The 26,280-nt window shown below is 68.6% G+C and carries 26 protein-coding genes and 2 pseudogenes; 9 read left to right on the top strand and 19 right to left on the bottom strand.

Annotated features, from left to right (window positions below):
- Window positions 1-180: 180 nt before the first annotated feature.
- The 8 genes and pseudogenes from OG866_RS43185 to OG866_RS45315 form a co-directional block, all read right to left on the bottom strand.
- Window positions 181-1,103 (bottom strand): annotated as a pseudogene (locus tag OG866_RS43185) (chorismate-binding protein).
- 28 nt (window positions 1,104-1,131) lie between these two features.
- Entirely contained in the window at window positions 1,132-1,995 is an 864-nt protein-coding gene (locus OG866_RS43180; protein WP_329343402.1) for a bifunctional 5,10-methylenetetrahydrofolate dehydrogenase/5,10-methenyltetrahydrofolate cyclohydrolase, read from the bottom strand.
- A 112-nt stretch (window positions 1,996-2,107) separates the two neighbouring features.
- On the bottom strand, window positions 2,108-3,013 hold the full coding sequence (gene purU, locus OG866_RS43175; RefSeq protein WP_329343400.1) for a formyltetrahydrofolate deformylase: 906 nt from the start codon (window positions 3,011-3,013) through the stop codon (window positions 2,108-2,110).
- Complete coding sequence (locus OG866_RS43170; protein WP_329344564.1) at window positions 3,010-3,816, bottom strand: methylenetetrahydrofolate reductase; 807 nt, start codon at window positions 3,814-3,816, stop codon at window positions 3,010-3,012. The genes purU and OG866_RS43170 overlap by 4 nt, the downstream gene beginning before the upstream one ends.
- Window positions 3,817-3,893: 77 nt before the next feature.
- Window positions 3,894-5,237 (bottom strand): aminomethyl transferase family protein, encoded by a 1,344-nt coding sequence (locus OG866_RS43165; RefSeq protein WP_329343398.1) that lies wholly within the window; start codon window positions 5,235-5,237, stop codon window positions 3,894-3,896.
- A 105-nt stretch (window positions 5,238-5,342) separates the two neighbouring features.
- Complete coding sequence (gene folP, locus OG866_RS43160; protein ID WP_329344562.1) at window positions 5,343-6,233, bottom strand: dihydropteroate synthase; 891 nt, start codon at window positions 6,231-6,233, stop codon at window positions 5,343-5,345.
- A 451-nt stretch (window positions 6,234-6,684) separates the two neighbouring features.
- Window positions 6,685-7,674: an MBL fold metallo-hydrolase gene (locus OG866_RS43155; protein WP_329343396.1), complete on the bottom strand. Its 990-nt coding sequence runs from the start codon at window positions 7,672-7,674 to the stop codon at window positions 6,685-6,687.
- A 373-nt stretch (window positions 7,675-8,047) separates the two neighbouring features.
- The gene (locus OG866_RS45315) at window positions 8,048-8,281 is read right to left on the bottom strand and encodes a hypothetical protein (RefSeq protein ID WP_443063624.1); all 234 of its coding nucleotides are present in this window, start codon (window positions 8,279-8,281) and stop codon (window positions 8,048-8,050) included.
- Between the two features lie 430 nt (window positions 8,282-8,711).
- Between OG866_RS45315 and OG866_RS43145 the strand changes: the two genes are divergently transcribed.
- Genes OG866_RS43145 through OG866_RS43135 form a run of 3 tightly spaced genes read left to right on the top strand, consistent with a single transcriptional unit; the run spans window position 8,712 to window position 11,266 of the window.
- On the top strand, window positions 8,712-9,668 hold the full coding sequence (locus tag OG866_RS43145; protein WP_329343394.1) for an ATP-binding cassette domain-containing protein: 957 nt from the start codon (window positions 8,712-8,714) through the stop codon (window positions 9,666-9,668).
- Window positions 9,665-10,459 carry an ABC transporter permease gene (locus tag OG866_RS43140; RefSeq protein ID WP_329343392.1) on the top strand — a complete coding sequence of 265 codons (795 nt, stop codon included), beginning with the start codon at window positions 9,665-9,667 and terminating at the stop codon, window positions 10,457-10,459. Before OG866_RS43145 ends, OG866_RS43140 begins: the two co-directional genes overlap by 4 nt.
- Before the next feature lie 12 nt (window positions 10,460-10,471).
- Entirely contained in the window at window positions 10,472-11,266 is a 795-nt protein-coding gene (locus OG866_RS43135; RefSeq protein ID WP_329343391.1) for a MerR family transcriptional regulator, read from the top strand.
- Window positions 11,267-11,527: 261 nt separating this feature from the next.
- Here OG866_RS43135 and OG866_RS43130 read toward each other — a convergent pair whose 3' ends face one another.
- From OG866_RS43130 to OG866_RS43115, 4 genes and pseudogenes are all read right to left on the bottom strand, one after another.
- The gene (locus tag OG866_RS43130; RefSeq protein WP_329343389.1) at window positions 11,528-12,019 is read right to left on the bottom strand and encodes a nucleotidyltransferase domain-containing protein; all 492 of its coding nucleotides are present in this window, start codon (window positions 12,017-12,019) and stop codon (window positions 11,528-11,530) included.
- Between the two features lie 200 nt (window positions 12,020-12,219).
- The gene (locus tag OG866_RS43125) at window positions 12,220-12,624 is read right to left on the bottom strand and encodes a type II toxin-antitoxin system PemK/MazF family toxin (protein ID WP_329343386.1); all 405 of its coding nucleotides are present in this window, start codon (window positions 12,622-12,624) and stop codon (window positions 12,220-12,222) included.
- Window positions 12,625-13,185: 561 nt separating this feature from the next.
- A pseudogene (locus OG866_RS43120) lies at window positions 13,186-13,999 on the bottom strand (IS5 family transposase); the annotation flags it as partial.
- A gap of 166 nt (window positions 14,000-14,165) precedes the next feature.
- Window positions 14,166-15,089, bottom strand: coding sequence for an alpha/beta hydrolase (locus OG866_RS43115; RefSeq protein WP_329343384.1), 924 nt, complete (start codon window positions 15,087-15,089; stop codon window positions 14,166-14,168).
- 67 nt (window positions 15,090-15,156) lie between these two features.
- Here OG866_RS43115 and OG866_RS43110 point away from each other — a divergent pair, with 67 nt between their 5' ends.
- A complete protein-coding gene (locus OG866_RS43110; RefSeq protein ID WP_329343382.1) occupies window positions 15,157-15,633 on the top strand; it encodes a MarR family winged helix-turn-helix transcriptional regulator in 477 nt (158 codons plus the stop codon).
- Window positions 15,634-15,843: 210 nt separating this feature from the next.
- Here the strand turns inward: OG866_RS43110 and OG866_RS43105 are convergent, their stop codons facing one another.
- Window positions 15,844-16,059 (bottom strand): hypothetical protein, encoded by a 216-nt coding sequence (locus OG866_RS43105; protein ID WP_329343381.1) that lies wholly within the window; start codon window positions 16,057-16,059, stop codon window positions 15,844-15,846.
- Between the two features lie 323 nt (window positions 16,060-16,382).
- The gene (locus OG866_RS43100; RefSeq protein ID WP_329343380.1) at window positions 16,383-16,763 is read right to left on the bottom strand and encodes a winged helix-turn-helix transcriptional regulator; all 381 of its coding nucleotides are present in this window, start codon (window positions 16,761-16,763) and stop codon (window positions 16,383-16,385) included.
- 144 nt (window positions 16,764-16,907) lie between these two features.
- Between OG866_RS43100 and OG866_RS43095 the strand changes: the two genes are divergently transcribed.
- Both OG866_RS43095 and OG866_RS43090 read left to right on the top strand, forming a co-directional pair.
- The gene (locus OG866_RS43095) at window positions 16,908-17,315 is read left to right on the top strand and encodes a RidA family protein (RefSeq protein ID WP_329343378.1); all 408 of its coding nucleotides are present in this window, start codon (window positions 16,908-16,910) and stop codon (window positions 17,313-17,315) included.
- 270 nt (window positions 17,316-17,585) lie between these two features.
- Window positions 17,586-17,759: a hypothetical protein gene (locus OG866_RS43090; RefSeq protein ID WP_329344608.1), complete on the top strand. Its 174-nt coding sequence runs from the start codon at window positions 17,586-17,588 to the stop codon at window positions 17,757-17,759.
- Here the strand turns inward: OG866_RS43090 and OG866_RS43085 are convergent.
- The 3 genes from OG866_RS43085 to OG866_RS43075 form a co-directional block, all read right to left on the bottom strand.
- Window positions 17,756-19,516, bottom strand: coding sequence for a S8 family peptidase (locus tag OG866_RS43085; protein WP_329343376.1), 1,761 nt, complete (start codon window positions 19,514-19,516; stop codon window positions 17,756-17,758). The genes OG866_RS43090 and OG866_RS43085 overlap by 4 nt on opposite strands.
- A 279-nt stretch (window positions 19,517-19,795) precedes the next feature.
- On the bottom strand, window positions 19,796-20,134 hold the full coding sequence (locus OG866_RS43080; protein ID WP_329343375.1) for a hypothetical protein: 339 nt from the start codon (window positions 20,132-20,134) through the stop codon (window positions 19,796-19,798).
- 17 nt (window positions 20,135-20,151) lie between these two features.
- Entirely contained in the window at window positions 20,152-21,030 is an 879-nt protein-coding gene (locus OG866_RS43075) for a helix-turn-helix transcriptional regulator (RefSeq protein ID WP_329343374.1), read from the bottom strand.
- 102 nt (window positions 21,031-21,132) lie between these two features.
- On the opposite strand from OG866_RS43075, the gene OG866_RS43070 reads away from it, so the two are divergent.
- The gene (locus OG866_RS43070) at window positions 21,133-21,828 is read left to right on the top strand and encodes an SDR family NAD(P)-dependent oxidoreductase (protein ID WP_329343373.1); all 696 of its coding nucleotides are present in this window, start codon (window positions 21,133-21,135) and stop codon (window positions 21,826-21,828) included.
- 138 nt (window positions 21,829-21,966) lie between these two features.
- Window positions 21,967-22,572, top strand: a complete 606-nt coding sequence (locus OG866_RS43065) for a TIGR03086 family metal-binding protein (protein WP_329343371.1) — start codon at window positions 21,967-21,969, stop codon at window positions 22,570-22,572.
- A gap of 293 nt (window positions 22,573-22,865) precedes the next feature.
- Here OG866_RS43065 and OG866_RS43060 read toward each other — a convergent pair whose 3' ends face one another.
- Window positions 22,866-24,161 carry a M48 family metalloprotease gene (locus OG866_RS43060; protein ID WP_329343369.1) on the bottom strand — a complete coding sequence of 432 codons (1,296 nt, stop codon included), beginning with the start codon at window positions 24,159-24,161 and terminating at the stop codon, window positions 22,866-22,868.
- A gap of 311 nt (window positions 24,162-24,472) precedes the next feature.
- Here OG866_RS43060 and OG866_RS43055 point away from each other — a divergent pair, with 311 nt between their 5' ends.
- Complete coding sequence (locus OG866_RS43055; protein ID WP_329343367.1) at window positions 24,473-25,210, top strand: vWA domain-containing protein; 738 nt, start codon at window positions 24,473-24,475, stop codon at window positions 25,208-25,210.
- A 194-nt stretch (window positions 25,211-25,404) separates the two neighbouring features.
- Here OG866_RS43055 and OG866_RS43050 read toward each other — a convergent pair whose 3' ends face one another.
- Window positions 25,405-26,232, bottom strand: coding sequence for an SAM-dependent methyltransferase (locus OG866_RS43050; RefSeq protein ID WP_329343366.1), 828 nt, complete (start codon window positions 26,230-26,232; stop codon window positions 25,405-25,407).
- Window positions 26,233-26,280 lie beyond the last annotated feature (48 nt).

Here is a 26,280-nt window from a genome sequence, read left to right as displayed (position 1 = left end):
CGACAGGGCGCGCAGCACCGGATCGCGGTCGGTGCCCAGCGGCAATGCGGCTGCCGCATGGAGCCCGTCGGTCCCGGCGACCCGGAGGACGTGCCGGAGCGTCGAAGGTGCCGTTCCCTCGTCGGTGAGATGACCGGCCAAGGCGCCGGTGGCTCGCGCAGACACCGAGCGCTGACTCTTCTACTGCCATGCCGGACTTCCGCTCGCGACGGCGAGCAGCCGACGCGCCTTCAGTTCGGTTTCCTGCCATTCCTGTTCGGGGTCCGAGCCCCAGGTGATGCCCGCTCCGGTACCGAACCTCAGCAGTCCTTCGGTCCGGTCGGTCCAGAACGTGCGGATGCCGACGGCCAGTTCGCCCCGGCCACGGTCGGCGTCGACCCAGCCGATACCGCCGCAATACGGCCCGCGAGGCGAGGTCTCCAGCGCCTCGATGATCCGCAGGGCGCTCTCCTTGGGTGCCCCGGTGACCGAGCCGGGCGGGAACGTCGCTGCCAGCAGCTCGGGCCAGCCCGCGTCGGCGGCGAGGCTCCCCCGCACCGTCGACACGAGGTGGACGAGCTTCTCGGCGTGGTCCTTCTCCAGCAGGTCGGCCTCGGTGCGCCCGGTTCCCTTGATCGGCCCGGACCCGACGCCCCGGCCCTCCCGCCGTAGGAAGAGCTCCGGCGAGGCGGTGACCACCTCCACCCCGTGCTCCGGGAGACGGATGACTCCCGCGTACGGCGCCGGATTGTGCCGGGCCAGCAGCCCGGCCAGCGCCATGACATCGGCGTCCGGCGCGACCGGGGCGGAAAGCACCCGGCACAGATTGGCCTGGTAGACCTCACCGGCTGCGATGTGCTCACGGATGCGGGTCACTGCGTCCATGTAGGCATGGCGGTCGAGGGAGGTGGACCAGGCATCCGTGCAAGGTCCGTGCCATGGCGCCCTCGGGAGGTTCCGCATGTGCCGTACTCATGGAAGCGGGCACACGTCAGACGGCCCTCGAAGTCGGCCACCACCGCCCAGAAGCCCTCGGAGTCCAGGGCTGAAGGGTCGCTTGTGACATCCACCAGACCGGTGGCCAGACGTCCGGCGAGCAGCGCCAGGGAAGGCGACTGATCCACCGGGAACTTGCCTGCCGCGAACGGCCGGTCAGGCCGCGACGGCCGCACGTTCGGCACCCCATTCGGCCGCCCGCAGGGTGTTGACCAGCAGCATCGCGATGGTCATCGGCCCCACCCCGCCGGGGACGGGGGTGATACGTCCGGCGATGCCGTCGAGTTCGCGCGAGCGGACGTCTCCGGTCAGGCCGGAGGGTGTGCGGTGGATGCCGACGTCGATGACGACGGCGCCGGGCCGGATGTGTTCGGGGCCGACGAGACCGCGTACGCCGGTGGCCACCACGACGATGTCAGCGGGCCGGGTGACCGCGGCGAGGTCGGTGGTGTGTTCGTGGGCCACCGACACGGTCGCCCCGCGCCGCAGCAACAGGTGGGTCAGGGGCTTGCCGACGAGCTCGCCCCAGCCGACCACCGCGACCTTCGCGCCCCTGAGCGCGATGCCCTCGGCGTCGAGGAGTTCGATGACCCCGCTGGGGGTGCAGGGGCGCAGTCCCCGTTCACCGCGGGCGAGGCGGCCGAGGCTGGCGGTGGTGAGGCCGTCGACATCCTTGGTGACGGGGATGCGGTCGATCAGCGGGGCCGCGTCCAGGTGCCGGGGCAGCGGGAGTTGGAGAAGGATGCCGGAGACCTCGGGGGTGGCGGCCAGTTCGTCGAGTACGGCGGCCACGTCGTCGTGGGTCGCGTGCCCGGGCAGATGGCGGTGGAAGTCGCGCATACCGGCTTCCCTGATCGCGCGCCGTTTGGCGGCGACGTACACGGCGCTTGCCGGATCGTCGCCGACAAGGACGGTGGCCAGTCCAGGGACCGGTCCCGACCCCGCAGCTCCGGCGACCGCCTCGGCGACCTGCGACCGGATCCGCCGGGCGATCCTGGTGCCGTCGATGGTGGTTGTCATGGTGGCGAACCGCTTTCCTGTCGTGAGCGACGATCAGCCCGGGCGAGAGCGCGGGCCTGCGTGCATGTGCGAGGCGCGCAGGCCCCCCGTTCCCGCACCGGGCGGGGTGCCATCAGGCGAAGACGATGGTGTGGTTGCCGTCGCGGATGACCCGGTCCTCGGCGTGCCACAGCACCGCGCGGGAGAGCACCGCGCGCTCCACGTCGGCGCCCCGGCGGGCGAGGTCGGCCGCGGTGTGGGCGTGGGTGACGCGGACGACGTCCTGCTCGATGATCGGGCCCTCGTCCAGGTCCTCGGTGACGTAGTGCGCGGTGGCGCCCACCAGCTTCACCCCTCGGCCCTTGGCCTTGGCGTAGGGGCCGGCGCCGATGAAGGCGGGCAGGAAGGAGTGGTGGATGTTGATGATCGGCACGCCGACCTTCTCGATGAAGTCACCCGAGATGATCTGCATGTAGCGGGCCAGGACGACAAAGTCCACGTTCCCTTTCAGCAGCCGCAGGTGCTCCGCCTCCGCCGCCGACTTGTCCGCGCCCTGGCAGGGGACATGGAAGAAGGGAATGCCGAAGCTGCGAACCTCCTCCGCCACGTCGGGGTGATTGGAGATCACCATGGCGACGGTGACGGGCAGTTGGCCCTGCCGGTGGCGCCACAGCAGGTCCAGCAGACAGTGGTCGGACTTGGAGGCGAAGATGGCGACCCGCTTGGGCACCGACATGTCCCGCAGCGTGTAGCTCAGCCCCAGCCCCGCCACCAGGCGGCTGTCGAGATCGGCCCGCAGCGCCGGCAACGCGGCCTGGAGACCGCCGAGTCCGAAGACGGTGCGCTGGAAGAAGGCGCCGCCCTGCGGATTGTCGGAGTACTGGTCGAGGGAGACGATGTTCGCGCCGTGGTCGCTCAGCACGGAGGCGACGGCCGCGACGATGCCGGTGGCGTCGGCACCCTGCACGATCAACGAGGCTTGCCGGGCAGGGGACTTGCCCGTGGCGGTGGGGGCCGGGGCGTCTTGTGTGACGGTCATGCCAGGCTTTCCTTCCGGAAGCGGGCGGCCCAGTCGGAGGTGGCCTTGAGCCCGCCGAACGTATAGAAGTGGATCTTCAAGTCGCCGTGGCGCTCCGGGTCGTAGGCCTTCGCGAGGTCACGCAGGAAGCGGTCCGGTCCTGCGGTGCCCATGAGGTTGGTCAGCGAGAAGCCGTACTTCTTGACGACGGAGGCGCTGGTGCCGACCCCGAAACGGGCGGCGTACGACATGAGCCGGCGCACCCCGGCGGGTCCGGGCACACCGATGCGGATCGGGAGGGCGATGCCGCGGCGCCGTACCTCGACCACCCAGGCGAGGACCGGGTCCACGTCGAAGCCGAACTGGGTGATGACGCTGCCCTCCAGGGGTTGCCCGGCGAGCGCCGCGTGCTTGCCCTCCAGCGCGGACCACAGCGTCGGACCGTCGATCGCGGGATGGCCCTCCGGATATCCGGTGACGCCGACGTGCCGTACGCCGTACTCCCCCAGCAGTCCGGTGTCGATCAGGGACAGGGAGTCGGCGTAGGGGCCCTCGGGATGGGCCGGGTCGCCGCCGACGAGGAACACGTTGTCGGACGTGCCGTCGGCCCGCAGACCGGCCAGGAACTGCTCGAAGTCGGAGCGGGAGCCGAGGCGGCGGGCGGATATGTGCGGTACGGGGACGAAGCCGAGCCGCTTGACCGCCCGGGCCGCGTCCAGCCGCATCCGCAGGTCCTCGTTGCCGAGGAAGGTGACGTTGATGCGCGTGCCCTGGGGGATGCTGTCGCGGGCCTCCTCCAGTTTGGGAACGTCCTTCCCGGTCATCTCCAGGGAGAAGTCCTCCAGCAGCGAGGTGGCCACCGCTGTCTGTGCTGTGCTCACGAGACGCTTTTCCTTTCGTCTCAGCGGTCGCGCCGGTAGAGGGTGCGTGCGTGCTCGTTGAACGGCGAAGGCTGCACGGTGGCTCGGATGCGCGGGAAGCCGAGGTCGGCCTCGGGGTCGGTACCGGAACCGGGGTGCTCGCCCCAGACGACCGTGACCTCGGTGCCCCGTGCGGCGTACGCGGGGTCGATCAGGGTCTGCGCGAGCACGGTGCCCACGGGGTCGATCGACGCGCTCTGCATCGTGACGCCGACCAGGCCGGAGTCGCTCTCCACCCGGTGCCGGGCGTAGCTGAGGACGAAGCCGGGGTCCTCGCCCTGGCCGACCACGGTGCGCACGTCGTCGGGGTCGAGGACGAGGGTCACCTTGGTGCGCAGCGGCCCTTCCTTGGCCTTCAACAGGGCGTCGCGGCCCACGAAGTCGTGACCGAAGTGGATCACCTTGCCGTAGCCGAGCTCGTACGGGGAGACGTAGTAGTCCTCGATGTTCTCGGAGAAGTAGCTGCCGTTGAGGGGACGCTTGCCCTCGATGCCGAACAGGGGCAGGTACTTGCGGTATTCCGCGAGTTCGGGGTCGGTGTAGATGCCGGGCACCGGCGAGGGGACCCAGCCGCTCTCCACGCTCGGCGTGGCGTAGGCGAGGGCTCCGACCTGGACGAGGCCGAGCGGCTCGCCCGCCTTGAGGAACGCCTCGTGGACGTGGGGTGCGTGCTCCCACGGGCCGATGAACTCGTAGCCGGCCTGTCCCGCCATGCCGTGGCGCAGCGCGCGGAAGGAGCGGCCGTCGAGGGTGACCGCGGCGGAATGGAAGAACTTCGTCTCCGGCAGCGGCCCGCCGAAGACCCGCTCGATCAGCTCGACCGCGAGCGGGCCCTGGATCTGGTAGCGGAAGAGCTTCGGGTCACCGCCGCCGGGCCGGAACGCAGAGGAGGCGTCGGTCTCGAACGCGACGTCGTAGCCGCCCTTCTCCGCGTGGTACTGCACCCAGTGCTGGGCTGCCGGTATGCCGCTGAGCAGGAATTTGTTCTCGCCCTCGCGGGCGAGGATGTTGTCGGTGACGATGTGGCCGTGCCGGGTGACCGGCACGTACTGCTTGGCCTGTCCGATGGCGAACTTCTCGAAGTTGTTAGTGCCGTGGTCGGCCAACACCCTGGTGGCGTCCGGGCCTTCAATCCACATGTCGTACATGTGGTGCGAGAGGTTGAGGAGGGCCACGCCCTCGTGCCAGGCGGCCTGCTCCTGACGCCAGCCGGCGTACTCGCGCTCGACGACCTCCGGCGTCCACGGCTCGGCGTTCGGCCGCCACAGCAGATTGATCGGCGATCCGGCCTTGTCGATGGCGTCCTGGAGGGAGGGGATTGTCATTGCGGCTCCTTCTGGTTGTTGGCTTACCGCGCGGGCACTAAATCGATCTAGTTTTAGCAGTGAGTCGGCGGGCTTTCGCCCGTCGGCGTACGGAGTGGGGATCTTCTACGGCTGCTGCGTGCGGTGGGCCTGGTACGCGGACGCCATGCGCACGGCGTCGAGACTGGACCGGACGTCATGGACGCGCACACAGAACGCCCCGTCCAGGGCGGCGAGCGCGGAGACGGCGGCCGTTGCCGCGTCCCTCCTTGCGGGCGGCACCTCACCGGCCCCGCCGTCCGTGAGAGCCGCACCGATGAAACGCTTCCTGGAGGCACCGACGAGCAGGGGGTACCCCAGCCGCCGTAGAGCCCCGAGGCCGGCCAGGAGCGTCCAGTCGTGCTCCGACCGCTTGGCGAAACCGAGCCCCGGGTCGAGGACGATGCGGGCACGGTCGACCCCCTGGTCCGTCAACCGCCAGATTCTGCGGGTGAGTTCGGCCGTGACGTCGGTGACGACATCGTCATAGCGGGCATGCCGGTCCATCTCGCGGCTCGGCGCACGCCAGTGCGTGGCCACGTACGGGACACCGACGGCGGCGACCGTCCGGGCCATGGCCGGATCGGCCAGGCCACCACTGACGTCGTTCACCAGGCGCGCTCCCGCCTCAACGGCGGCTCGGGCGACGGGTGCGTGCAGGGTGTCGATGCTCGTGCACACCCCGGCTCGGGCGAGCTCACGCACCACTTGGACGGTACGGGCCAGTTCCTCTTCCAGGGCGACGGGACTTGCTCCCGGCCGGGTGGACTCGCCGCCGACGTCCACGATGTCGGCGCCCTGCGCGGCGAGTTCCAGCCCACGGTCGACGGCGCGGCGCGTGTCGGCGTAGAGGCCGCCGTCGGAGAAGGAGTCCGGCGTGACGTTCAGGATCCCCATGACCAAGCAGCGGCCCGGTCTGGGGAGTCCCTCCACTTCCACCGGCGGCCCCGGTCCACCGAGGGCGACGACGCTTTGCATGATTGACATCGGCGACCACCTCCTCCATCCCGCGTCCCGCGCGAGAAAGAGCTACTAAATCGATTAGGCGGGCTCATGCTACAGAGAACTACTTAATCGTTCTAGCCCTCATGGGTGTCGAGCCCGCGATCCGGCGGGTTCTCTCTGCGCCGGGCCGCGCGCTGCCGTCAGTGCCTGTTGGGGAAGGGGCGCGACGGCCGGATTCGGTGATCCCCCGTTCGGCTCGCCCCACACGACCTCCACCTGCTCGCCCACGGCCGCGGTCGGGACAGGGACTGCGGCACCGAAAGCGCTGCGGACTCCGGTGCTGCTCGCGAAAGCGCCAGGACCGCATGCGGCCCACCCCCGCTGGAGATGCCGTTGGACCGCAAGCAAGGTGAACGACATCGACGACTCGTGACAGTTCAGGCCGTGCGCCGTCGTGAGTACCGCTCCGGGCAGGTGTCCCTCGCTAGCGCACCGCGACGCGCATCAGGTCGGTGCCCAGCAGCATGCGGCCGCTGTAGTCGGCGTCGCGAGCACTGTGGTGCAGCAGGCGTCGCCAGGTCGGGTCGCTGACCACGGACTCCTGTCCCGGGCCGAGGTGGGTGGCGACGAGCGTGCGCGCGTCGGCCTGGGCCGCGATGCGGCCGAGTTGAGCCACATCGGTGTGGGTGGTCAGGATGTGGTCGATCAGAGTCTGCGGCAGTCCGAGGCTTGCCAGCCCGGCGGGGTAGACGGTCTCGTGCACGAGGACGTCCGTGCCGCGGGCGAGCGTCACGATGTTCGGCGTCGGGGCGGTGTCCCCGGAGAAGACGACGCTGCCGTGGTCGGTGTCGAAACGGTAGGCATAGGCGGGGAACGCCGCCCCGTGCGGGACGAGGACCGCGGTGACTTTGACGTCGTCATTCTCCATGACGGTGAACGGCCGCATCGACGGTGCGGTGTGGGTCGCGGAGGCGCCGACTGCGGGGGGCGGTAGGAGATCGTGGACGTTCAGCAAGGCGGCCGGGTCGATGCCCGCGTGCTCCGTCATGAAGAAGGTGGGGGATGCCGCGTATGCCTGGCCGGCGAGCCGCGTCATCTCCACTGTCCCCGGCAGGGACCCGGGCGCGCCGGTGACAGTGGAGTCCATGCCTGCCGGCCCGGGGCCGTACACGTCGATGGCGTTCTGGAAACCCTGCGCTCCCGCGGCACCGGCCGCCAGCAACGGGAAGGCGTAGTAGTCGACGATGTGGTCGGCATGCAGATGGGTGAGGAAGATGCCGGCCAGGGAGGGTATCGACAGCCCGGCTCGCAGATACTGGGTGACCGCTCCCCGCCCGCAATCGACCACGTATGTACGGCCGTTGACGACGAGCGCCGAGGAGATGCCGTACCGGGTCGCGAGCGGTGGCGGGCCACCGCTGGTGCCCAGCAAGGTCAGCGACAGGCCCTTCCCGGACCCCTTCGATCCCGTCATCGGCGTGGCGGCCGAAGCCCGTTCATTTCCCCACAGGGGTACGGCGACGGCAGTGGCCGATGCCGCCGCCCCCAGCAGCATTCTGCGGGATGGGGGCAAGCCCGCGGCATCGCTCAGCGACTCACACATGTCGGACCCACTCCTTCGTACGGCTCGAATCGTGCGCTGCCACAGTCGTCACAGCACGCGAGACGGTCTACGGGACGGCGCGCAGCATGAGGTTGCGCAGAACGCAAGCTGCTCCACGTGCCACGTCGAGCCGCGGGGCGACCATGGCCGGCGCAGCAGCGCACGTACGGCCTGTAGTCCCACCGACGCATCGCCGGTCATAAGCAGCTCGGCATGAACCAGCACATCGAGGTCGGCTGGAAGGTCAGCCGAGGTAGACCCTCGTCGGCCAGGTGACCCCGGTCGGTTCTTCCGACAGCGTCCACAGCCCGCGGGCCGCCATCGGGGCGCTCGTCGCCGCATTGCGGCCGACCAGCGTCTTGCCCCGCAGCGGCTCGACGGGACAGGCGCGATAGGCGTGCAGGGGGTTCGTCACGACGACCAGGCCGCCGGCCTCGGCGGGAGTGGCCGCCGAGGCGCGCGGGCCGCGTTCGGCCATCGGCTCGCCAGCGTGTCCGGACCGCGCCGGTCACTGAGGAAGACGTCGTGTCCGGCGGCGACCCGCGAGGCGGGCGACGGTGCCGCCGACCATGCCCCTACCGATCGGGCCAATGGTGCTCATGCGCGGGAATCGAGGCCGGAGGAGCCGACGGGTGCTCAGGCGTGCGCGGGGATGGGATCGGCCACACGGAACCGGCTGCCTGTGCTGGTGTGGGTACTGCGGTACGTCGAGAACATCAGTGAGCGGCAGGTTGCTCGCCCTGGCCACCCGCACAGTCAGCGGCGGAATCTTCCGCCCCGATACAGAAGAATCCATCGCCACGGCGGCCGGCCGTGGACGGTGTGAGTCCCCTCCGTCTCGAGGGTTCGGGGCCATGTAGCCGCAACAGTTGCCCCTGACGCAGGGGCAACCTCTCAGCATGGTGGGCATGACGACGAGAACCAATGCGATCGAGGTCGCCGGACTACGCAAGTCGTACGGCGACCACGAGGTAGTCGCCGGCGTCGACCTGACCGTCCCCGCAGGCACCGTCTATGCCCTGCTCGGACCGAACGGGGCCGGCAAAACCACCACAGTTCGAATCCTGTCCACATTGCTGCCCGCAGACGACGGTGAGGCTCGGGTCGCCGGGTACGACATACGCCGCGAGGCAGACCAGGTGCGTGCGTCGATCGGAGTGACCGGGCAGTTCTCCGCCGTGGACGAGTTACTGACCGGGCGGGAAAATCTGCGGCTGATGGCCGACCTCGGTCACCTCGACCGGCGTCAGGCGGAGAGCGTGGTGAAGCAGCTGCTGGAGCGGTTCGAGCTGGCTGATGCCGCTGACCGGCGCGCGGTGACGTACTCCGGCGGTATGAAGCGGCGGTTGGACCTGGCGATGACCCTGGTGGCCGGGCCGCGGCTGATCTTTCTCGACGAGCCGACCACCGGCCTCGACCCGCGCAGCCGCCGTTGCCTGTGGGGGATCGTGCAGGAACTGGTGGCCGACGGGGTGACCGTCTTCCTCACCACCCAGTACCTGGAGGAGGCCGACCAGCTCGCCGACCGGATCGGTGTGCTCGACGGCGGCCGGCTGGTCGCGGAGGGCACCGCGACCGAGTTGAAGCGGCTGGTCCCCGGCGGTCACGTCGAGTTGCAGGCCGCCGACGGTGAACGGTTGGCTGCGTTGGTGCGCCGGTTCCCCGAGGCGAGCCCGAACGTCGCGGCGCTGACTCTGGGCCTGCCGTATGACGGCAGCCTCACCACGCTGCGAGGGCTATTGGCCGGGATCGACGACGTCGCAGTGACCGGGCTCGCCGTGCACACCGCGGACCTGGATGACGTGTTCCTGGCCCTGACCGACCACTCTGCTGCCGACGAGTCCCCCAAGGGTGTGCCGGCATGAATACCTCGACGTATGCCGTCCGCGATTCGGCGACCATGCTGCGCCGCAACCTGAAGCACATGGCCCGGTACCCGTCGCAGACGCTGATGCTGATCGGCCTGCCGCTGCTGTTTCTGCTGCTGTTCGTCTACGTTTTCGGCGGCACCATGGGCGCCGGTCTGCCCGGAGCCCCGGCCGGGGATCGCGGCGGCTACCTGACGTTCATCACTCCCGGGATCTTGGTGATGGCGGTGGCGAGCGTGTCCATCAGTACCGCGGTCTCGGTCGCCACCGACATGACGAGCGGCATCATCGACCGGTTCCGAACCATGGCCATCGCCAGGGTCTCGGTACTCACCGGCCATGTGCTGGGCGCGATGGTCCAGACTGCGCTGGCACTCGCCACGGTCTTCGGGACAGCGTTCCTGCTCGGTTTGGAGACCGCCGCCTCGGTGACGCAGTGGTCGGGTCTGATCGGCCTGCTTGCGCTGCTGTCGTTCGCGATGACCTGGTTCACCGTCGCGCTGGGCCTGGCCAGCCCGAACGTGGAGGCCGCGAGTAACTGGCCGATGATCTTCATACTGCTGCCGTTCGTGGGCAGCGGGTTCGTGCCGGTGGAGTCGATGCCGACCGGACTACGGTGGTTCGCTGAGTACCAGCCGTTCACGCCGATCATGAACGCCTTCCGCGGTCTGCTGGCCGGATCGCTCGATGGTTCGGACGTGCTCTGGGCCATCGGCTGGTGTGGGGTGATCGGGCTGGTCGGCTACCTCTGGTCGCGGCGTCTCTACGGGACCCGGGCTGCGAACTAGGAGAGGGGTCTGATGCTGACTATCGGCGAGCTGGCGTCGTATGCCGGAGTGACGGTGCGCGCGGTGCGGCACTATCACGCCAAGGGGCTGCTATCGGAGCCGGAGCGGGACCACTCGGGCTATCGGAGGTATGGCGCCCACGCCGTGGTCGAGTTGGTCAAGATCCGAACCCTCGCCGAGGCCGGGGTCCCGCTGTCGCGCGTGCGGGAGCTGCTCCAGGCAGACGAGGAGGAGTTTGCCGCGGCGGTCGCAGATATCGACGAGCGGCTGCGGGCGGAGATTCGGGAGCGGCAGCGACACCGGGAGCGGATCGCCCGCCTCGCCGCCGGGGACAGCCTGGTACTCCCCCAGGAGGTGGTCGACTACCTTGACCGGCTGCGGGCGCTCGGCGTCGACGAAAGGGTTGTCCAGGTCGAGCGTGACGGCTGGATTCCGCTGGCCGCGCGCTCGCCCGAACGAGTCCCGGAGTGGATGGCCCGCAAGTGGGAGCACATCGCCGACCCGCAGGTCATCGACTTCTATCTCACCCTGAGCCAGGCTCTCGACGGCACCGACAACGACTCACGGCTGGATGAACTGGCCGACAAGTTGGCCGCCTACATCACACAAATGGCCAACGAACAGGGCGAGTTCTACGTCGACGACACCGCACTTGAGCCACCGCTCGCTGAGCTGCTGGATACACATGTGTTCGACACCCTGCCGCCGGCCCGTCGGCTGATCGAGCTGTTGACGAAGCGAGGCTGGACTGGCTGGACCAAGCTTGAGCGCGTGAACTCAACCCGGGGTGCGGCCGGAACACGGTAGTTCGGTGGGGCTCACGTCGAGGCTCGTGCTGTCGCCTTGCGAAGTCGGCCTGGCCTGGCTGTGCCTGGTCACTTCGAGCTGAACCATGCAGCGGCCAGCCGGCTTTGGCGGGCACTTCGGTCCGCGCCCGGGTCGAGGCGAGCCGGTAGGAGACGTGCCGGATTCGAACTACTCCGCAAGATGATCCTGCTTCAGTAAGCCTCCGTTACTGCTTGCCGAGATTTCAGAGCAACGTCTGTCCTGTCATCGTTTCGGCTTGGATCAAAAGTGCGTGGCGATGCCGAAGACGCGGCGGATGTACGCCATGTCCTGGCGGTCACGTCCCGTTGGTTCGTAGCCCTGATGGAAGTAGACCTGCTGCTCGGCGGACAAGCACGGCACGGGCGCTCCCTGGATGATGCCCGTCACGAAGCAGGACGAGGGATAGGCGAAGGGGCGTTGCGGGTCAGGTGACGCCTGCGCTGCTGAGCCGTCATCGCTGAAGACCAGCGGATGAAGGTCGATCTCCCGGCCGTCCGGAGCCGTCACGACGAATCGGATGGGCCTCCAGTTCAGGCTCTCCACGAAACCTGCTGCGGAGAGCGCCGTCACCACAGCGGCTTCCTGGTCTTGCCGGTGCATCAAGTCCAGGTCGCGATGGTCTCGGGTCTGCTCGCCGATCAGAGCGTCGATCCCCCATCCGCCACCCAGCCAGACATCAGCCCCCGCGCGCTCCAACAGGGCCAGGACGAACAACACGTCATCAGCTGTCATCACCCGACGCAGGCTAGAACCGTCAGCGGACTCGGAAGCCCTCCATCGCGGCCTCACTGCCCTGTTCGGCGCGTACTGGCTGGGCACTCCCCCCAGCCGATCACCATCCCGGATGCCCCGCTCACCACGACGCAGGACCACACTCCGCACGCCTCGCACTGTGCACGGTCATGGTCTCCCTCTCCGCCATCACGGCCCGCTTACTCCAGTCCGCCGAGGCGGAGGGCATCCTTCATCTCGCTGAGCTTCGCAGCTGCCGTCGCGGTCCACTCCTGCGGCTGTCCGGCGACACGGAGGGCGTCCTCGATCTCCTTGAGCTTCACGGAGGACAGCACGCCAGCCCGCTCGACCAGGTCGTCCCGGGACACGGTGGTCAGCCACGTGCAAGGGGTGAAGCCTGGACGCGATAACGCGAACCGCAGCACGCCTTCAAAGGGCAGTCCTTCCGTGGCGCCCACGGCCACTTCGATGGCCAGACCGCTGATGTCGACGCCCGCCGGAGCGACGACCTGCATCGCCCGGAGCCCGGACGCCTCGTCTCCCGGCAGCAGCACGACCGGCCGTCGCTCATCAAACTCGACCCACCAGACTTCGCCGTGTTGCATATGTCCTCCTGGCACGATCCGCGGTGAGGGCGCTGTGAAAACGGGTGCGGCCACCGTTGATCATCGGTGTGTGAAGACTGAAGATCATGCGGTGGCCGCAGGTCACAGCGTAGACCGTGCCCGGTTGCAGGAGTCATTCGAGGGCCTGATGCAGCGGATCGCGGGTCGCTTCACGCGGGTTGAACCCCGGCGCCGGGTACAGGACGGCCCAGGGGACCAGCTGTAAGACGTCGCTCTCAGCTGGTGAGCCGCCGGTGGCATGTGAGGGTCGCGGCGATGGCAGTGAAGGCAAGACAGTGTTCCGGCTTTCACCGCCCGTGGAGGTACTTCACCGGGCCCACCGCAACCAGCATTGTCTGTACGCACCGTGCTCGAGACCGGGTCCGCCCCGTTGGCACGACCCACGCCGAAGCTTGCACTGGTCGACACGTATCGGGGACGACAACTGGCCCCGATACATGTCAGTTCGGGAAGGAAGGGACGCCATGCGCGGCAATCGCCCTGCGCTGCTCTTCTGTTGGAGCAGGCGCGCGCAGTCGTCGTCGCGCTGGGCCGTGATCCGTCGGGACAAGCGTCTTGATACCGAGTGGCGATGCCTCGCCAGGCCTTGAGCTTGTTGATCAGACGCTCGACAGTGTTCCGTTCCTTGTACAGGTCGGCGTCGAGGCTGACGGGCCGACCACCCCGGGAGCCCTTCTTCTTCCGGTTGGCGGCCTGGTCCTTCGTCTCCGGGATGATGGCCTTGACGTGGCGTCTGCGCAGGTGGGTTCGGTTACCGCGGGACGAGTAGGTCTTATCCCCGGCGGCGGCGCCTGGCCGGGTACGGGGGCGGCCGACGGGCCCGCGGAACCGTTTCCGGTCGGCGGCGAGGTGGACCTCCCTTCAGGCGGAGTTCCGCCGCCGTCGGACGCGTCGCCGCTCTTCCCGCTCGGGTCCGGTCCCGACCGCTTGCCCATGTTGTCCCGCGGAGTCGCCCCCCTTTGCCTGGCCTTCTCCTCCTCGGCGGCATTCTCGAGTGCGGTGATGACGTCCTGGCCCAGATGCATCCCGGCAGCGTCATGGTGAGCGCGCGCGGTGGTGGAGTCGACGCTGACCGGGGACCGGTCCACCTCACCCCGCTTCGCGGCCTCTGCGATCAGTCCGTCCAGCAGGGCTTCGAAGACGCCTGCGTCACGCCACTGCCGGAAGCGGTGTGGACGGTCGACCAGGCGCTGAACTCGGCTGGCATCTTCCGCCACTGCTCGCCCGTCTTGAACCGCCAGATCACGCCCTCGAACTGCTGTCGCAGCCGCTCGGAGTACGGGCCGTACTCGCCGATCGGCAGGTACAGCTCGACGAACTCCCATTCGCTGTCGGTCGGTTGCACTCGCGTCACGCAAGAAGATCTGACACGGCCGCGTGAGCCACCGCCCACGGAGGAACGCAGCCCCGGGGTCTTCAACGGCCCTCGGAGCGGGGTGGGGCGCCGGCCGCCAGGAATAGGAACGGCGAGCCAGGGCCCGGGGTGCGCACCGTGGCCCGTATCAGATCGTCTGCGGGCTTCAGCCTGCCGACGTGTGTGCCGTGCCCCTGGCGCGGACGCGCTGACTGAGAAAGAGAGCGGCGCGCTCCAGTGCCTCGTCGGCTTCGTCCAGGAGGCCGACGAAGGCCTGGAACACATGTGGGACATCGGCGGTGACGTCCAGGATGACGTCCACTCCGGCTTCCCTCGCGTGTGTGGCCATGCGTGTGGAGTCGTCCAGGAGCATTTCGTTGGTGCCCGCCTGTAGAAGCATCGGGGGGAAGCCGGTCAGGTCGGCGAGGACGGCGGGGCTGAGCATGGGATGGTGCGGGTCCTGTCCCGCCAGGTACATGGTCCCGGTGTGTTCCATGCCCGCACGCGTGAAGAACGGGTCGATGCCTGCCTTGGTGTCCATGCTCTCGCCTGTCCGGGTCATGTCGAGTCCGGGGGAGAACGCCACGATTGCGGCAGGCATGGGCAGGCCCGCGTCGCGGGCGGCGAGGCAGGTGGTGACGGTGAGGCCGCCACCGGCGGAGTCCCCGGCGAACGCAATCGCCGAAGGGTCTTCGCCGCTGTCGAGAAGTGTGCGGTAGGCGCTCAACCCGTCCTCGATCGCGGCCGGGAACGGATACTCAGGGGCAAGCCGGTAATCCAAAGAGAATGCCCTGAACCCTGTTTTGGTCACCAGGTTCCCCGTCAGCGACATCGCCGTCTCCGGTGAACCGACCACGTAAGAGCCGCCGTGAAAGTAGAGGATCGTCCCGGCCTTCGGAGTGCCGGCCGGCTCGACGAGCACCGCGGGCCGATCACCGAGCGTCGCAGTGCGGGTGCGGATCCCAGCCGGGACGAGCATTTCCCCCATCATCGCCCTGAACCCGGCGCGGAGCTCCTCCACCGACCGAGGGCCCTCCGGCTGAGGCCGTCGGACCATCGCGTCGATCTTCGCGCGCTGTTGCCTGCTCATTGTCGCCTCCATCGCAAGTGCATGCCGAGGAACTATATGCCCAGGCATCTAGGTTAAGATATATGCCATGGCATCCAAGTCAAGCGGTGGCCGGGTCGACCTACCGGGCTTCTTCGCCGATCTCGTCCGCTGCGAGACGCGCCTCTACAACGCGCTGAACGAACGTCTTCGCGAGCGGCACGGGATCGTCACCTCGCAGTTCGAGTTCCTGCGCTTCCTGCGCGACCACCCTGGATCCCGGGTGGCGGACCTCGCCGCCGAGTTCGCCATCGGGATCGGTGCGAGCAGCAAGGGCATCGATCGCCTGGAGAAGCAGGCATGGGTCGTACGGCGCACGAATCCATCGGATCGCCGCTCATCACTGCTGCAACTGACCGATGACGGCCTGCAACTCGTCGAGGCGGTGGAGGCGACCTTCACCGATACGCTGGCCGAGCTGACAGCAGACACCCTCGACGGCCCCGCAGGACTGGCCGCCGCACAGATCCTCTCGGAGCTCCGCACCGTGCTCGAACGCGATCAGATCGGCCTGCCCACCGGCTGACCGGCATACGCATCCAGTACGAATGCCCATGGGCCGCGTGATCAGCGTTTGTTATGAGGGTGAATCCCGCGGATTGATCACGACTCGATGGATTGATCACGACTCGATACGCACCCTGGTGCCGGTCGGTGGCGGCTTCGGGGCGCAGGTCCGGCCAGTGGACTTCGAGGAGGTGCCTGCTGACGAAACATGGTGACCGCAGTCCATGTGTCAGTGCGCCCACACATCCGGCCCGCCGGCCCGCCACTCGATCAGCGACGACTGGACCACATCCATCTCATCCCACCCCTGGAGACCAGCCTCCTGGAGGAAGGCCACGACATCGAGTAGGCCGTAGGCGATGCCGACGAACTGCCCGTCGATGCGGACGCGCCGGCCGCCGTCTACCGCGGGTGGGTAGATGACGACGGGGTGGTCGGTAGCCATGATCTCAGCGTGGAGCCAAGACCGACGGCACGCATGCGGGGCATCTTGTTCGGCCCGGTCAATTCTCTGAACCAGAACCCTCTTACGGATCACTGACCAACCGACAGAATGCGCTGACCTGCTGAAACGCGACCGTCGCCGGTTGGTGAGCCCGAGCAGAGGTGTGGAGATTCCCGGCGAACCGCCGTACGCCGACGTGTGACTGAGCACGCCAGTCGGTTGTGACCGCGCTTGCGTGACCGCTACGCCAGAAGCAGCCTGCGCGCTACGCCCTCGGGCTGAGATTCGGACGAGCGGGGACGCCCCCCCGTTGGCCGCAGAAGTCAGAGGTCGAAGTGACGGCGGGCCGCCTCGATGTGACCGAGGTACTGGCGGGTCCAGCCGCACATCCCGTCGACTGTCGCTCGCAGAGCCTGGCCCGGCTTGGTGAGGGTGTACTCGACCCGCGGTGGGACGGTGGGGTACACGGTGCGCTCGACCAGGCCGTTGCGCTCCAGCATGCGCAGGTTCTGGGTGAGCATCTTGTGGCTGATGCCCTCGATCTCGTTGCGCAGCTCGCTGAAGCGCAGGGTGCGATCACCGAGACCCTCGACGATCAGGAACGCCCACTTGTTGGCGACGTCGGAGAAGATCTCTCGCGCCAAGGAGTCCGCACGCGCCAGGTCTGCATCCTCGGGCGAGCCTGTGAACTGCTTGGTCACCATAAGGTTCTCCAGTCACCGAAAAGTGCGTTCTTCCACGTCAGCGACCACTCTCCTACAGTTCCTGAGTAACCACAAGAGACCGATAGCGGCCACGGTCAGCGCGGACGCGAGCCCACCGGCGCTCAGGACAAGGAGACACGCAACATGGCCATCACCTTTGTGAATCCCAGCGGATTGCCCAAGATCGATGTCTACCGGCAGGTGTCGATCGCATCCGGATCGAGGCTGGTATTCATCGCCGGGCAGGTCGCCTGGGACGCCGATGGGGTCACGATCGGCGAAGGCGACCTCGCCGCCCAGGTCGAGCAGAGCTATCTCAACGTCGGCACCGCCCTGGCCGAGGTCGGCGGTTCCTTCGACGACGTGGCGAAGCTGACCTTCTACGTCGTCGACTGGACCCCCGACAAGATGCCCGCGCTCCTGGAAGGGATCTCCCGGGCAGCCGCGAAGCTGGGGATCACCCCGGTTCCTCCGGCCACGCTGATAGGCGTTGCGGCACTGGACGTCCCCGACCACCTGGTCGAGATCGAAGCCACCGCGATCCTCGACTGAACAGATGCCCTTCGCGTACTGAGCGCCGAATTGGCAAACTACGGCGCTCAGTGGCCAATCAGCGGGTCGTGACGGCCCATCCGTGACGGCTACGGCTGGAGGAGGATGCGGGCTCTGAGCAGGGTGAAGGAGGCTCGGCCGTACATCTGCCGTTTGATCGTCTTGATTCTGTTGACGTCCCCCTCGGCCCCTACGCCCCTACGCAGCTCGCGGTCGGCGGCGGGTTCCTCCTGTTCAAGACCTTCAGCTGATGGTCGTGGCTGGGCCCGCGTGGCCTCGGCCGCGGCGTACACCGCGGCCGAGGACCATGTGCCCTCTGCGGCCCAGCAGTTCGCGCCCCTGACCGAACAGGCCGGAGCCCGTCTCGTCCGCGGCTGCGGGCGGGAGCGGTCGCCGGCGCTGTACGTGCTGGACGCGGGCGTTGCCAGGTCCGTCCTGTGCTAGAAGGTCAGGTTCCAGGCGTCGATCTTGCCTGTGTCGGACGCGGCGTTGTCGTTGACACGCAGCTTCCAGGTGCCGTTCGCGACCTCCGCGGAGGCGTTCACGGTGTAGGTCTGGGAGATGTTGTCGGCGCTGCCGCCTGTGTGGTTGTGCAGCGTGTAGACGGTGCCGTCCGGCGCCACCAGATCGACCTTCAGGTCACCGATGTAGGTGTGCTTGATGTCCACACCCACCTTGAGGGTGGCCGGGGCGTTGCCGGTCACACCGGTGACGGTGATCGGGCTCTCCACGGTCGCGTTGTCGTTGATGGCGAAGTCCGCGAGGTTCTCGAAGTACTTGCCGGCCGGCGGGGTGGTTCCGACGGCCTTGAGGGCGTCGACCTGTCCTTCGCCGAAGAACGAGTTGTTGGCCGTCGTGCCCGTGCAGCGGCTGTCCGAGGGGCAGGCGATGTCGTTGGCCTGCTCGGCCAGCTTGGCGCGCAGCTGCGCCGGGGTGATGCCCGGGTTGGCGCTGGCGATGAGCGCCGCCACGCCGACCACGTGCGGGGTGGCCATCGAGGTGCCGCTCTTGCTGCCGTAGCCGCCGCCGGGGACGGTGGAGTACACGTTGCTGCCCGGCGCCGCGACGTCGATGACGCCCTGCCCGTAGTTGGAGAACGAGGCCTTCGTGACGCCCGTGCCGTTGGCCGCGACCGTGACCACGCCCGGCAGCTCGGTCGGGATGTCGAGGCAGGCGTTGGTGATGGTGCGGGTGACCGGCGTCGAGTCGTTCGGGCTCGCGGAGTCGGTCGTCTTGTGGGCGAGGTCGTAGTTCTCGTTGCCCGCGGCGGCGATCTGGAGGGAGCCCTTGTTCTCGGCGTACTCCTGGGCGCGCTTGACGCCCTCGATGATGGCGGCCTGGTCGATGTTGTCCGGGCAGTTGAACTGCCAGGGGTCCGTGTAATAGCTGTTGTTGGTGACCTTGAAGCCGTGGTCACCGGCCCAGACGAAGCCGCAGATGGTGTTCTCGGCGAAGAAGAAGGAGTTGCCCGGCTCGGCGACCCGGACCGCGGCGATCTTCACCCCGGGGGCCACACCGACGACGCCCTTGCCGTTCTTGGCCGCGGCGATGGTGCCCGCTACGTGGGTGCCGTGCGTGTCGACGTCCCGCCAGGCACCGGCACGGGTGTCGGGCTTGCCGTAGGCGCAGGAGACCGAGTCGGCCGCGTCGAAGTTGGGAGCCAGGTCCTGGTGCTGGTCGTCCACACCGGTGTCCAGGACGCCGACTGTGACGGAGGCGGAGCCCGGGTTCACGGCCCAGGCCTGGTCGGCCTTGATCTGGCTCATGTCGGCCCGGACCGGTTCTCCGGCCGGGGTCGAGGCCTGGGCGGGATTGGGCGGGAGCGCCGGGGTGTAGGCGTCGGCCGGGACGTCCGAGGTGCGCGTGGCACCGACCTGCTGCACGCCGGCGACGCCGCGCATGGTGGCGGCGAATGTGCTGGACGCCGAGTGGGCGACGATCACGCCGATGCCGTCGAAGCTCGAGAAGACGGTGCCGCCGTTGGCCGCGATCGCGGAGCGGACCGCCGAACTGTCACCAGGGGCGGTGATCACGAGGTAGGCACGCGTGCCGGCCACCCAGGCCGCGCTCTGGGACGCCGACGCGGCGGCCGGAGCGTGGGCCTTGGCGGCCGGCGCGGTGGAGGGGACGACCGGGAGCGTACCCGCGAGGGCGCCTGGGGCGCCGAACGCGAGGGCGGAGCCGAGCACGGCCGCCAGCACCAACGTGCGTCTCGGTCGGCTGGATGTGTGGGGTATCAATGCGTCCTCCGAAGACGGCCCGGCCGTGCTCGTGGCACCGACCGGGCCGTACGAAACCAGTGGTGGGTGCAAGATGTCAGGTGCATGCCCTTGTAGGGAAGTACCTTTCTGTGCAGGGACGTTGTAAGGGTCTGGCTGAAAAGAGACGGACGGTGTACCAACGTGGCGGCGCGGGCGTAACGGCCGTCGCAGACGGGACGCCCGGGAGTTCACCGCGGTGGCTTGCGACGGAGGCGATGGTCACGCCGTCATCGTCGTCGGCCGGGTCGCGGTGACCGGCTCGTTCGGCGACTTCAGGGTCCAGGATTCGTCGACGTGCAGGATCACGCGGCGGCGCCTGGACGCGCTCAACGGCATCTCCCGGCCGGGGCGTGCGAGGTCGTCGTCCAGGGGGTGGACGTCGGGGCGTGGGTCGCCGGGCAGGTGGCTGGGCGGGACCCACTGGTGCCGGTGCAGAGGCACCTCCTGGAGACGGTCGGCGTCGACCCCGACACCACAGGGCACAAGGTGGCGCAGCCCGCGCGGCAGTACCAGGACGAACTGTGCGAGCGGAACAAGCCCGCCGCCCGCCAGTTCCACGCCCGCGAGAGACGGTGTTACGGCGTGGAGAACAGGCCGGGCCCCGGAGGTGTGGGGCGCTCGGCGCGACCGCCGTTGGTGACCCGGAGGAACTCCAGCTTTTCCGCGTCGGTGGAACCCGCGGCCACCGTGTAGACGACGAGGCGGATGTCGCAGCCAGGGACGGTGAGCACATCGCAGTCGCAGATCACCTCACCCACCTGGGGATGTACGACGGTCTTGCGGGCGGAGACATGCGGGCCGACCGTTCCCTCGTCCCACAGGCGCGCGAACTCCGCGCTGATGGACCGTAGTTCCTCGACGAGGTCGGTCAGGCCGCGGTCGCGGGGGTAGGCGATGAGAGCAGTGCGCAGGTCGGCGACGAGGGCGGGTTTCAGGGCGTTGTCGTTGTGGAGCACGGGCCAGGACGCGAGCCGGCTGGGCCCTGCGACGAACACCGCCCGGGCCAGGTTGCGCTCGTCGTGAGTCCGTGCGCCGGGGTCACCCATCAGGACTGACCATGCGGGGGTCCAGGACAGCAAGGTCCAGTCGGCGCTGAACACGCCCACGGGGAACTCCCCGAGGCGGGCCAGCATCCGTTGGACCCCGGCCGGAACATGCGTGGAGACCGTTCCCTCCTGGGGAGGCAGGAGGCCGGCCAGCCGGTAGGCGTGATCGCGCTCCATGGGCTGAAGTTGCAGTGCCCTGGTCAGGCTCGCGACGACCTGCGCCGATGGGCTTTTGGCGCGTCCCTGTTCCAGGCGGACCACGTAGTCGACCGACAGCCCGGCGAGTTCTGCCAGTTCCTCGCGTCGCAGCCCCAGCGCACGTCGTCCGGGCCGTGAGGTCAGTCCGACGTCGGCGGGAGAAAGGCGGTCGCGCCAGCGGTGCAGTGCCGTGCCCAGGGTCTCGTCCACTCGGCCATTGTGTCCGTCGGGCCGTCCTCGTGCCTGGTACTGGCTGTCCTACCGTCACGGAGGGCACTGGTTGTCCTCTGGTCACAGGCCGAGAGTGGACGCATGACAACAACCTTCATCACCGGAGCCAACAAGTCCCTCGGGTATGAGACCGCCCGCCGCTTGATCGAGGCCGGCCACACCGTCCTCATCGGTGCGCGTGATCCCGAGCGCGGCCGGGCGGCCGCCGACGCACTCGGTGCCCGTTTCGTCCCCATCGATGTGACGGATGACGCGTCGGTGGCTGCGGCCGCCGCCGATGTCGAGGCTCGTGAGGGCGGCATCGACGTCCTGATCAACAACGCAGGCATCCTCGGGACGCACAGCCCCGCCGACCAGATCACAGCCGCAGACGCCAGCGAGGTGTTCGAGGTCAACGTCGTCGGGATCGTCCGGGTGACGCACGCGTTCCTGCCCTTGCTGCGCAAGTCTGCGAGCCCGGTCATCGTCAATGTGTCCAGCGGTATGGGATCGTTCGCGGCCACCCACGACGCAGAACGCGTCGAGTCGAGGCACCTCGCGCCGCTCTACACGGCGTCGAAGGCTGCCGTGACCATGCTGACCACGCAGTACGCGAAGTCCTGGCCGGACGTGAAGGTGAACGCGGCCGACCCGGGCTACACCGCGACCGACTTCAACGGGCACAGCGGCCCACAGACGGTGACCGAGGGGACCGACGCGATCGTCGAACTCGCCTCCCTCGGGGCGGACGGGCCGACCGGTACCTTCCGCGACCGTCACGGTGAGGTGGCCTGGTGATCCACCCCTGAATTCGGGGCTGGTACTCGCAGTCCTCTCGTCGCGGAGGGCACTGGTTCTCCTGTCGCCACAAGCCGAGAGTGGACGCATGACAACAACCTTCATCACTGTGCGGACACGACGAATGAGGGCTCTCCGATGAGCGATGGCGTGATCTCCAGCGGCTGGGACGTCCTGGACGCCTCCCACGAGGCGCTGCGCACGGCGGTCCGCGCCGTCCCCGCCGACGGCTGGCACCTGCCGACGCCCTGCGCGGCCTGGACCGTCGCCCAGGTCTTCCAGCACGCCGTCGGCGACCAGATCGGCTACGCAGCCGCGCTGACCGGAGAACCGGGCCCCGACTTCAACCCGTTCGCCCCATCGGGCGACATGGAGGGGGTGGACCCGGCAACATTCCTGGAGGACGCCCTGGCACGCGCGGCGAAGGCCTGGGCGGGGGTCGACCGGGACGCCGCCGAGGCGCCCGTGCCGGTGCCGCCGCACAGGCTGTCGCCGTGGTCCGGCTCGGCGGCGTGCGGGCTGGACGCAGCGGTCCACGCCTGGGACATCGCTGCCGCGACGGGCCGGCCCTCGCCGCTCACACCCGAGCTGGCCCGCCCCCTCCTCAAGGTCGCCAGGGAGATCGTCGAGCCACTGCGCCCCCGCGGCGCGTACACCGTCGCCCTGGTCCCCGACGAGGGCGACGACGACGTGGCGATCCTTCTGCGTTACCTCGGCCGCGCCCCCCACTGGAGTGCCTCTTAAGCCCCCGCTCCCTACGCGGTGACAAGGCGACCAAGGCTGCAGGGCACTCTGGCTGACATCCGCACGGGGCCCGCTACACCTTCAACACCCACAAAGGAGACTGCGGCAACGTCCGCACCTGCATCCCGTTCCTGGCCTGGCTGGACGCAAGCCGACTGACGCTCGCAACGCTTGAGCATCGACGTGCCGTAAGCCACGGCAGTACGCGAGAAGGGGGCGCCCGGGACTCTCCCGGCGCCCCCTTTCTCGTCTGTACGGAGCCGTGAACCGCCTCCTGCGAGGCGGGAACCGCGTCAGCCGGCGTAGTCGCGGATGACGGTGCGGGCCAGTCGGTTGCGGGGGTCCGCCAGTTCCGCGGCGATCGCGGCTGCGGTGAGGTCGTCGACGCGGACGCGGGCCGGCAGGTCCTCGCCCTCGACGACAAGCCGGCGTCGCAGGTGGGTCGGCGGGTGGGTCGAGTCGACGCTGTGCCCACGCAGGGCACCGGCCCGGCGGAGACGCTCGAACTCGCGCTCGGGAACCGAGGCGATGTGTGCCGCGAGGCGCTCCCACAGCCCCTGCCATGCCTCGCCGCGCGACTTCGTGCCGCCGATTCCGGTTTGGGCGGTGACCGATTCGCGGCGGAGTTCGGTGTCAACGGTGTCGCAGACGAGGAGCCGGTCCATGAGTGCGGTGACCGCGGTGGTGGAAGCAGCGGCGGAGGCTGCCCTGTCGGCGAGGTACTCCGCACGCTGCGAGGCGCGCAGGGTCACGTGGTCGAGCAGGACCAGCAGACCGTGGGCCAGGCCGCGGGGCACGGACATCAGGGCGTTGGCGACGCGCTCGAGGAAGCTGGGGGACCGTGTGGGCGCCAGGACGTAGCACCACAGGCTCAGCGAGCTGAGGGCGGTGCCGACGATCTTTGCGTGGCGCAGGTCTCCGTTGGCGTAGTGGCCGAGTTCGTGGCCGAGGAGAGCGACGCGCTCCTGGGGCGTGAGGATTTCCCACAGACCGAGTCCGAGGTGGAGCACGCGTCGTTGCCGGACGCCGAACGTGCCGACGCTCGCGTTGGCCTGCGGTCCGATCACCACGGTGTGCACGCCGGTGGTGCCGACGGCCGCCGCGACCTCGTCGATCAGGGCGAACAGCCGCGGCGCGTCAGGACGGTGCAGCACCGTCCCGTAGTCGGGCAGTTTGGCGAAGCGCGGGCGCAGGCCGATGGCGAGCAGGAGCAGCAGGGTTCCGACCACCGGCTGGCTCACCGTGCTCCAGCCCAGCACCACCAGCAGTACTCCGACGACCGCGAGTGCCAGCGTGAAGCCGTGCACCGCGAGGGCGATGATGTGGGCGAGCAGGCTGGAGGTGTCGCGGCGCGGCCGTGCGCCGGTGTCCTCCCGCATCTCCTCCAGCAGTTCCTGCCCGTGCCGTTGGGCCAGGCGCCGGCGCAGTGCCTCGATCCGCCCGGGGCCCGGCTTCGTGGCCGCCGAGTCGACGTTCCAGTCGCATGCGTCGCACCAGGCGCCGAAGCGCGCGTCCATCGGCACGGCCTCGCCGCACTCCGGGCACGACTGCGTGCGCACGGCCGTACCGTGCTCCCCCACTGTGCTCATGTTCCCTCCCGCAGCGCAGAGTAGCGCCTACGCGCCAGAGGCCCGAGGCCGGTGCGGGGTCGGCGTCCTTCGCGGTGAGGAACCGCGAGCCGGTCCACGGTTTGGTGATCGGTGTGCTCGGGACGATCGGGAGTGTGGATCAGGTAGCAGTGGCCCAGGAATGCCAGGCTTGCCTGCCGCTCCTTTAAGTGGCAGATGACCCAGCACGCCGACAACCGTTGCCGAAATCCGCTCCCGTCCCCTGAATCACCCCACCGCGCGTTTCCGCAACGGCCCTCCTCCTTGAGGCGGTGTCCGCGAGAGTGGCTGGCATGAACGGCATCGAGCAGCTCCCTGCCATCAGTCTGGCCAAGGTCCAGGCAGCGGCGCCCAGCCTGGTCAGTCTTTACAAGAAGGCTGGGGCAAGCATCCGCGACCGTGGCCTGGAAGGGCTGCGTGCCGCGGTCTATCTCGTCCTGGATCGATCGGGGTCCATGCGCCCGTACTACCGGGACGGCAGCGTGCAACATCTTGCCGAGCAGGTCCTGTCACTGTCTGCGCACTTCGACGACGACGGCATCGTGCCGGTGGTCTTCTTCTCCACCGACATCGACGGCGTCACTGATCTCATGCTGGGCCGCCACCAGGGCCGCATCGAGAAACTGCACCAGAATCTGGGGCACATGGGGCGCACGAACTATCACTGGGCCATGGATGCGGTCATCGACCACTTCCTCGACTCCGGCAGCGACTGCCCCGCTCTCGTGGTGTTCCAGACGGACGGAGGGCCCACAAGTCGCATCGCTGCCGAGCGCTACTTGTGCAAGGCGGCCCGACTGCCGCTGTTCTGGCAGTTCGTAGGGTTCGGTGACCCCGACGACAACGAGTTCGTGTTCCTGCGCAAGCTCGACACCCTGGCCGTCCCCGCCACCCGTGTCGTCGACAACGCGGGATTCTTCCATGCCGGGCGCAATCCCCAGACCGTCGACGACCAACTGCTCTACGACCGGCTGCTCCATGAGTTCCCCACATGGCTGACCGACGCGCGGGCCTCAGGCATCATTCCTTGACGTCCCCTACACCTCGAATCCTCGCGGCACGGCCCCGGCACATGCAGTTGAGGAACCAAAGGTGTTGGAGCCGCAGCCTGACTCAGCCGAGGATCTCGACGGATCGCCAGCGCAGGTCCGCCCCCGTCGCTCGGTGATCACTCATCGGACAGACACATCCGATCGACCGACCGCCCCCCTCAAAGAAGCACGCGCTACACCTTCCGGGCCAGCCCGGCGGCAATGAGGTGTTCCCAGACCGTGAGTTCCCGCCTCTGCCCAATGTCCATGGCGCCATCGGCGTCATCGGGACGCCACAGGGACGCGGGAACGATCCCTGGGTCGAGGATCTCCAGACCGTCCAGCAGGGCGGCGATCTCCGCGTCGGTCCGCCACCGGCCACGGCCGAACGTCTGTTGCAGCACCGCCTCGGCCGCCGCAGTCTCCGGGTTGTCACCCGAGCGGAAGTGACTGATGAAGAAGTAGCTCCCCGACGCGACATGATCGCGCCAGTAACGGACGATGCCGGCCGGGTCCTCGTCATCGTTGACGTGATGGAGGATGGCACTGAAGATCACAGCCACCGGACGATCGAAGTCGATGAGCTCGACGGTATCGGGGTGCGTACGAACGTCCTCGGGGTTGCGCACATCGACCGCGACGACACGGGTCCCGTCGTTGTCCTCCAGCAGCGCGCGTCCATGCACCAGCACCTGGGGATCGATGTCGACGTAGACCACCCGGGACTCAGGAGCGTGCCGTTGCGCGACCTGGTGGACGTTGTCCGCGGTCGGCAGACCACTGCCCAGGTCCACGAACTGCCGAATGCCGGTGGTCCTCGCGATCTCCCTGACCGCCCGGGTCAGAGCCGCGCGGTTGGCAAAGGCGATGGCCACCGATCCGGGCAGGTCACGCTTGAACACATCCCCGATCTCCCGGTCCACGGCGTAATTGTCCTTGCCGCCGAGCAGATAGTCGTAGACACGGGCGATGCTGGGCTTGGCCGGGTCGATGGAGGAGCCTTTGTACGTCATGGCCGTCATTCTGCCCAACAACATCGCCAGTCCACCCGCGAATTGAGCCCTCCAGCC

The sequence above is a fragment of the Streptomyces sp. NBC_00663 genome, from assembly GCF_036226885.1.
Classification (GTDB): Bacteria; Actinomycetota; Actinomycetes; order Streptomycetales; family Streptomycetaceae; genus Streptomyces.
This window is presented reverse-complemented; position numbering and strand designations above follow the sequence as displayed.

Bases quoted from the DNA above. Each gene is read 5' to 3' on its own strand.
- OG866_RS43180 (WP_329343402.1), bottom strand. From the start codon at position 1,995: ATGACAACCACCATCGACGGCACCAGGATCGCCCGGCGGATCCGGTCG.
- purU (WP_329343400.1), bottom strand. From the start codon at position 3,013: ATGACCGTCACACAAGACGCCCCGGCCCCCACCGCCACGGGCAAGTCC.
- OG866_RS43170 (WP_329344564.1), bottom strand. From the start codon at position 3,816: ATGACCGGGAAGGACGTTCCCAAACTGGAGGAGGCCCGCGACAGCATC.
- OG866_RS43165 (WP_329343398.1), bottom strand. From the start codon at position 5,237: ATGACAATCCCCTCCCTCCAGGACGCCATCGACAAGGCCGGATCGCCG.
- folP (WP_329344562.1), bottom strand. From the start codon at position 6,233: ATGCAAAGCGTCGTCGCCCTCGGTGGACCGGGGCCGCCGGTGGAAGTG.
- OG866_RS43155 (WP_329343396.1), bottom strand. From the start codon at position 7,674: ATGACGGGATCGAAGGGGTCCGGGAAGGGCCTGTCGCTGACCTTGCTG.
- OG866_RS45315 (WP_443063624.1), bottom strand. From the start codon at position 8,281: ATGGCCGAACGCGGCCCGCGCGCCTCGGCGGCCACTCCCGCCGAGGCC.
- OG866_RS43145 (WP_329343394.1), top strand. From the start codon at position 8,712: ATGACGACGAGAACCAATGCGATCGAGGTCGCCGGACTACGCAAGTCG.
- OG866_RS43140 (WP_329343392.1), top strand. From the start codon at position 9,665: ATGAATACCTCGACGTATGCCGTCCGCGATTCGGCGACCATGCTGCGC.
- OG866_RS43135 (WP_329343391.1), top strand. From the start codon at position 10,472: ATGCTGACTATCGGCGAGCTGGCGTCGTATGCCGGAGTGACGGTGCGC.
- OG866_RS43130 (WP_329343389.1), bottom strand. From the start codon at position 12,019: ATGACAGCTGATGACGTGTTGTTCGTCCTGGCCCTGTTGGAGCGCGCG.
- OG866_RS43125 (WP_329343386.1), bottom strand. From the start codon at position 12,624: ATGCAACACGGCGAAGTCTGGTGGGTCGAGTTTGATGAGCGACGGCCG.
- OG866_RS43115 (WP_329343384.1), bottom strand. From the start codon at position 15,089: ATGAGCAGGCAACAGCGCGCGAAGATCGACGCGATGGTCCGACGGCCT.
- OG866_RS43110 (WP_329343382.1), top strand. From the start codon at position 15,157: ATGGCATCCAAGTCAAGCGGTGGCCGGGTCGACCTACCGGGCTTCTTC.
- OG866_RS43105 (WP_329343381.1), bottom strand. From the start codon at position 16,059: ATGGCTACCGACCACCCCGTCGTCATCTACCCACCCGCGGTAGACGGC.
- OG866_RS43100 (WP_329343380.1), bottom strand. From the start codon at position 16,763: ATGGTGACCAAGCAGTTCACAGGCTCGCCCGAGGATGCAGACCTGGCG.
- OG866_RS43095 (WP_329343378.1), top strand. From the start codon at position 16,908: ATGGCCATCACCTTTGTGAATCCCAGCGGATTGCCCAAGATCGATGTC.
- OG866_RS43070 (WP_329343373.1), top strand. From the start codon at position 21,133: ATGACAACAACCTTCATCACCGGAGCCAACAAGTCCCTCGGGTATGAG.
- OG866_RS43065 (WP_329343371.1), top strand. From the start codon at position 21,967: ATGAGCGATGGCGTGATCTCCAGCGGCTGGGACGTCCTGGACGCCTCC.
- OG866_RS43060 (WP_329343369.1), bottom strand. From the start codon at position 24,161: ATGAGCACAGTGGGGGAGCACGGTACGGCCGTGCGCACGCAGTCGTGC.
- OG866_RS43055 (WP_329343367.1), top strand. From the start codon at position 24,473: ATGAACGGCATCGAGCAGCTCCCTGCCATCAGTCTGGCCAAGGTCCAG.
- OG866_RS43050 (WP_329343366.1), bottom strand. From the start codon at position 26,232: ATGACGGCCATGACGTACAAAGGCTCCTCCATCGACCCGGCCAAGCCC.